This window comes from Paraburkholderia bengalensis (genome assembly GCF_037126505.1).
Lineage (GTDB): Bacteria > Pseudomonadota > Gammaproteobacteria > Burkholderiales > Burkholderiaceae > Paraburkholderia > Paraburkholderia bengalensis.
Window position 1 is genome coordinate 1 of sequence record NZ_JACFYJ010000188.1, and the last position, 5878, is coordinate 5878.

Below are 5878 nucleotides of genomic sequence, written 5' to 3' on the forward strand. Positions count from 1 at the left end.
CAGCGTGTTCGATGCCACGCTCGCGTAGCCGCCCGGCGGCACGCGCAAACACCTCCTTGACGATGGTGTGCACAGCCGCCCGCGTGAGCGGCCGGGTCGGTGCCGTATGGTTGCCGTCTGAGGTCCGTCCGCCTGCGCCTCTCGCCGCCTTCTTCGCACTCTCGTCCGCCGTGCTGCCGATTGGCAGCAGCAACGGCGTCGCTTCGTGGGGCGAGGGCGTAGATCGAAGGAAATGTGTCACTGGCCTCATTTGCCTTCGGTCGGGCAACGAGAGGATCGGACTGACTGCGGTGACACATTTCTTCGCAGTCCGATGCGAAGGCAATGTGTCAATTCGCGTAAGTCCGAATGAAAATTGCCAACCGACCTACTAGACTTCGAATCCCGTCCATAAGGTATTGATCTTATGGCAAATTCTCTGCAAAACCTGCGACCTCTCGCGCTTGCCCGTCCCCGCGGCGCGCATCGTTTTGAAGCGTTCAGCCTGGAGCTGGCAAGACGAGTGACACTCTATCGACATGTCGCGCTCCAGCAATGGGTGCTGCTCGAGGCGAGCTCGACGGTACAGGCGTTTTGCGAAAGAACCGGGTTTGCAATCATTGGCGGACAGCAACTCCTTGCGGACTTCTGTGCGTTATGCTGACGGTGAAGAATTAGTTATCCTTAGTGAGGCAACGCCTTATGATGGTGCGATAGCAAAAGCCGGCGACACGCTCGATACGCGAGGATTGTCCATCCGGCGTGTCGAGTCGGCCGAGCTGGTCGCCTCACGTGTGTGGATCGACAACTGGCGGAGCATGCTGTCGGGCCTGGTTGCTAACCGCAGACTCCTTGCGCGCTCGCTGTCGGAATCGATTGTGAGGCTCCTCGGTCAGCCCACGCGGCTTGCTGACATCGAGCGTCAGCTATGGCCGGTGATCCCGTGCTGGTGCGGGCGAGCCTGTTTAATCTATTGCGCGAGGGAAGGGTGAGCGCGCCGGAGCTTCATACCCAATTCCTGTCCCTGCGTACGAAATTTGTTGTTGTCGAGGCAATATCATGCGTCGCCGCAATGCGCGGCTACAGTCAATCGATGTGAGCACGTGGCCTACGGTGAGGGAAGCTTGAGATTCCGATGGAGTCCTTCGTGCGCGCGGTCGAGATCGTGCTAAGTACAGCGAATTGAGGGACGCACGGGGCTATTGCCCCGGTCAGGTCCTGTGGGACCATGCGGTAAGGCACTGCGGTTATGTCCAGTCACGCCATGCAACCGGACGCGTCCTCGTCGCCGCCTCTTAGCGCCGGGCTGCTGAGTGAGCCGACGTTTCCGATTCTGACGCTTGATGAGAGCAGGCTGACTCCCGCCCTGGGTTACGTGTTCAGGAAGAGCTGGCTTTATCGGCATGAGTCATTGATCTCGATGCTGTGGAAGTTCGAGACGGCCAACGCCCCGTCGGGCGTCGTTGCAGCGCGGCTGATGGGGCTGGACGTCGATCCTTATCAAGGCATCGCTCCGCGACGAGGGGCAGTGGATGTCAGGCGGCTGCAGGAGAGTCTCGGTTTGCCGGTAGAAACGCTGCAGGTCGCCCTGATCGATGCGGTCGGACGGCGACGCTATAGCGACGTGTTTCGTTACTGTCGGCCCTGTCTTGCTCATGGCTATCACAGTGTTGTGCACCAGCTCGAGAAGCTGAGCGTGTGTCCGGCTCATCGTCGCATGCTCGAAACAAAGTGTTGGCGCTGCGGTCGCGAAACACCCTATCGCGTGAACGTCCAGCTTCTCGAAGCGCGGTTTCATTGTGCAAATTGCTATGCGGGTCATGGTGGCGCGTGGAAGCCGGAAAACGCGGAACCGATGAAGCCGCAACACCGCCGTGCATTTGCATGCCGTTATCTTGAGTGCTGCCTCGGATGACGGCAGGGGTGGCAAGCGGCGAACCGATCCTGTATCGAGTCACGGGTTATTGCGAGTGCGGGTCCGTGGGGAGCAATGTCTGCTCCGCAGATTTGCTGCGATGGACGGCTCCGTCAAGCAGTTCGCGAGCAGTGACACAATTCCTTCGCCAGTAAGCATCTGAACAATCAGCGAATTTCACCGAGCAATAAGCCGGGCGCCCGACATTGACACAATTCCTGGTGCAACGGGGACAGTTTTCCTTCGTTCTACGGCAGACGGGCAAAACGCAGAACGAGTGCTCCGTTTCAATGTCGATGACTGGGCCCGTCGGCATTGCGTTTGGTGAAACAAACAAATCGCGTGGCTCGGAATCGCAAACAACCACCGCATCGACCCTGTACATGCGAATGCCCGTTCGTAAAGAGCGGATCGCAGAACAATGAGCTCCGATGCCCGCGCAACACCGGGAGTTCCACGTCTGCACTGTTGCGATCGAGCGACATGCAATCGCGTGCCAATAGCTTCGGATCGCAGATTGCCATTATCGTCTTACGCGACAGCAACTTCTCCGCAGAGAGGAATCAGGTACGGGGTAGCGTGAAGCGTTTAATGAAACAGTCTTCGACCCTGGAGTGACGAATGAAGAAAACCCTGATAGCAGGCACCGCGCTGGCCACGCTGGCCGGCGCCGCGCAGGCGCAAAGCAACGTGACGCTTTACGGCCTGATCGACGCGGGCCTCACTTACACCAACAGCCAGATCACCGGCACCGGAGCGGGTGGTCACAGCAACTGGCAGATGACCAGCGGTGGCGTCCAGTACAGTCGCTGGGGCCTGCGCGGAGCGGAAGATCTGGGCGGTGGCTTGCAGGCGATTTTCACTCTCGAAAACGGCTTCAACCTGAACAATGGTCAGTTGTCGTCTGCCAATCGGATATTCAACCGCTTGGCCTACGTTGGCGTATCCAGCCGTGACTTTGGCTCGCTGACCTTGGGACGTCAAACCGACGACATGGTTGATTTCCTGGCGCCACTCTCGTTGACCGGCACACAGTATGGCGGGACTCACTTCGCTCATCTCTTCGACGTCGACAACCTGAACGATTCGTTCCAGATCAACAATTCGGTCAAATATCAAAGTCCGGATTTCGCGGGCTTCAAACTGGGTGCCTTGTACGGCTTTTCGAACCAGGCCGGTGGTTTCGCGAACAATCGTGCGTACAGCGTCGGCATGTCGTACGTGTGGGGGCCGTTGAACTTTGGCGCCGGCTATCTGCACCTGAACAACTCGGCCCGCACCCCGGCGCAGCTCAATACTAACGGCGCAGTCACGGATACGCTTGGAAGCTCGCTCTCGGGCCTTCTGACACCGACTTCGGTGCCGCTCGGTGCACTCGCGAGCCGCCAGCAGACGTGGGGCGGTGGCCTCAACTATGCGTTCGGTCCGTTGGTCGCGGGCTTCGTATATACGCAGACGAACCTGACCGAACTGTTCCTAACCGGCTTCAACAGCCACTTCCAGAACTATGAAGGAAACATCCGGTTTGCGCTGACGCCGGCCGTTATGTTGGCGGCAGCGTACACCTACTCGCGCGCCGGTGGAAATGCCGGTAGCGGCGCTCCGCATTGGAATCAGGTGAGCGCGCTCGCGGACTACGCCTTCTCGAAGCGCACCGACGTCTATATCCAAAGCACCTATCAGAGCGTGAGCGCGCGCGCTGGCAATCCGCTCGGTGTCGCCTGGATCAACGGCGTGAGCTCCCCCGCGTCGACATCAAATCAGGTGGAGGCCACCGTCGGCCTACGTCACCGTTTCTGATACGAAGCTCCTTCGCCAGGAGGCAGGATCCGCCGGCGTCGGCGGGTGGAGGGAGCGGCGAGATCAGGACGATCGGATCGGCCGCCGTCGATGTTGACGGCGCGCCACCGCACAAGGCGTCCCTGTTCCGTGGCGTCTGCTGTATAAAAATCTGGCGTGGACATCTTTTTTGATCCGAACGTTCCTGACTGTTAAAGGGTCGCTCTGGGGAAAACTTAACGGGGGAGCGGGGTCGAACAGGGAAGCTCGGCGATCAGTCCGGGCGGCCCGTTCGTTGTCATCCCACGGATTTCCGGGTTCGTTTAGGTTTGTTCGACGCCTGCCCTCGACCACGAGCTCATAAGTCAAGGATAACGCGTGCGGGCAGGCGTTGAATAAACCTCGAGGAAGGAAACCACGGAGTGGTCCGATGCGGCCAGGGTCGTCGCTATGGCGATTAATTAATCTGACTGGTCTGTGTTGCAGGTCGGCGGCGGGTGATGCGAGCGCGCGCACATGCGTGGATGCGGCAATAGAGGCGATGGCGCGCGCGAAGTCGAGTTCGGAATACGGCTGGGCAACCGTGCATGACACCGAAGGCACAACCGTCCACTCTTCGGCCGCGCTGACGCAAAGCCGACGATTGAACTGCAGATCGACGCGAGGCGCTCATCGCTGTGCTGCCTTTGGTGGTGCGCGAATCGGTACGGTGCGCGTCAGGATGTCGATGACGAGCATCGGTGCGCCGCAATGGCGACAGAAGAAAGTCGGTCGATCGGCGGTGATTGCATCGTGCAGTAACGGGCAGAGCCTGGGTGCCACGCCGAGCAGCGCACGAATCCTGGCCACGTTTGTGCGGCGCACCGGATTGGCGAGCAAGCCATAGTGGCGGATTCGATGGAAGCCGGCGGGCAACACATGGAGCAGGAAGCGGCGCATGAACTCGCTGGAATCGAGCGTCATCGCTTTGTCGGGTGAGCGTTTAAGATATCGGGCGAATTCACGCACAATGCGCAGGTAGCCCGCCTGGGTCTTGGGAGAAAGCTGGCGCATGCGCATGTCGTCCGTCATACGCTGACGCAATGGGCTGACGCCCGGTTGATTGGAGGTCATGATGCAGCTCCGTTTGTAGAACGAGGCGGATTGCCTCGACCTCCAACATACGGAACTGCGCAGCCGATCTCTCCAGACCTCGAACGCCGGGTCGGAGCCCCCTACCGCGCGAGCGGTTTCGTTCGCCGGCCAGTAGCAGTCAGTCGACAGCCAGATACAGATCGTCGACAATTTCCCTGAACCGAAGAGGACTGTCGTGGGAATCAACGAAGACATCAAGCGCTTGCGTGATTGCGGCGAAGTTCGCTGCGGGGCTTTACCGTATTCGGCGCCAACTCCCGGGACTGTAGCGAAAGCGTTTGAGTTGCGCGATGACGACTCCTGCTATCGCGAAATCGATGAGAGCACCGCTCATTCTCTTATCGCCGGGGTGCTGCATCGCGACCAAGCGTACAGCGTCGAGATAATGACCGCTGCTCAGGCCGAACAATCAACGGGAACGTTTTTTGAACAGTTTGGCGCTCAAGCTCGGTACTTCACCAACAACTGCTGTCGTTACCAACGCGACGTTCGATGTGGGAGTCATCGTAATCGGTGCCTTACGGTCAGGGTATCTCTGGGTCGAGGACGAAGATTGATCTCGAGTTGACTTTGGTTAGTGCACGTCTGCCGCAGACCGACGACTGCCCGTAGTAGTCGACGATCGGCCCATGAACAGTCATTCGACACCGGTCAAGGAATCTTGGACAATCGACGAGTCAGACTGGGGCGGCCGCGCTTGCTTACGCAGCGGCGTGACAAGAAGAACGAAGGGAATGTGCACTTCAGCTATTCCCTAATACTGGATGACGCGATGGACGAAACACTTGAAGCGCGCTACGCCGAGATTCTGGCGACGACACACCCATCCTTCCTAGATCCCGCTGTAGCGAAGACGCGAGGGCTTTCTACGCCGTTTCTCGTGAACGGTCCCAAGGATCCTAGCGCGCGGCGCATCATGGTGATTGGCAGGGAGTTCGGCGGAAAGCATTGGCACATAAATCCCGAGGGTGGGAGCTAACGTCAAGAGTGGTGTACGGGCAACGTTAAGGCAGGGGCTATCAGGCGGCGAGTTTCTGCTGAACCGGTCGATCGTCTTGCACCGGTTCGCCG

5 protein-coding genes and 1 pseudogene are annotated in these 5878 nt (G+C 59.2%); 4 read left to right on the forward strand and 2 right to left on the reverse strand.

What is annotated here, in order from left to right:
- Positions 1-193, reverse strand: a pseudogene (locus H3V53_RS42125) (hypothetical protein); the annotation flags it as partial.
- Positions 194-406: 213 nt separating this feature from the next.
- Here H3V53_RS42125 and H3V53_RS42130 point away from each other — a divergent pair.
- From H3V53_RS42130 to H3V53_RS42145, 4 genes are all read left to right on the forward strand, one after another.
- Positions 407-643, forward strand: coding sequence for a hypothetical protein (locus tag H3V53_RS42130; RefSeq protein ID WP_336602885.1), 237 nt, complete (start codon positions 407-409; stop codon positions 641-643).
- A 264-nt stretch (positions 644-907) separates the two neighbouring features.
- The gene (locus H3V53_RS42135; protein ID WP_336602886.1) at positions 908-1078 is read left to right on the forward strand and encodes a hypothetical protein; all 171 of its coding nucleotides are present in this window, start codon (positions 908-910) and stop codon (positions 1076-1078) included.
- Between the two features lie 150 nt (positions 1079-1228).
- Positions 1229-1894 carry a hypothetical protein gene (locus tag H3V53_RS42140; protein WP_336602887.1) on the forward strand — a complete coding sequence of 222 codons (666 nt, stop codon included), beginning with the start codon at positions 1229-1231 and terminating at the stop codon, positions 1892-1894.
- Positions 1895-2515: 621 nt separating this feature from the next.
- Positions 2516-3694 carry a porin gene (locus tag H3V53_RS42145; RefSeq protein WP_336602888.1) on the forward strand — a complete coding sequence of 393 codons (1179 nt, stop codon included), beginning with the start codon at positions 2516-2518 and terminating at the stop codon, positions 3692-3694.
- Between the two features lie 648 nt (positions 3695-4342).
- Here the strand turns inward: H3V53_RS42145 and H3V53_RS42150 are convergent.
- Positions 4343-5002, reverse strand: coding sequence for a transposase (locus H3V53_RS42150; protein WP_336602889.1), 660 nt, complete (start codon positions 5000-5002; stop codon positions 4343-4345).
- Positions 5003-5878 lie beyond the last annotated feature (876 nt).

Coding starts and splice junctions, on each gene's coding strand:
- H3V53_RS42130 (WP_336602885.1), top strand. CDS start 407: ATGGCAAATTCTCTGCAAAACCTGCGACCTCTCGCGCTTGCCCGTCCC.
- H3V53_RS42135 (WP_336602886.1), top strand. CDS start 908: ATGGCCGGTGATCCCGTGCTGGTGCGGGCGAGCCTGTTTAATCTATTG.
- H3V53_RS42140 (WP_336602887.1), top strand. CDS start 1,229: ATGTCCAGTCACGCCATGCAACCGGACGCGTCCTCGTCGCCGCCTCTT.
- H3V53_RS42145 (WP_336602888.1), top strand. CDS start 2,516: ATGAAGAAAACCCTGATAGCAGGCACCGCGCTGGCCACGCTGGCCGGC.
- H3V53_RS42150 (WP_336602889.1), bottom strand. CDS start 5,002: ATGTCTTCGTTGATTCCCACGACAGTCCTCTTCGGTTCAGGGAAATTG.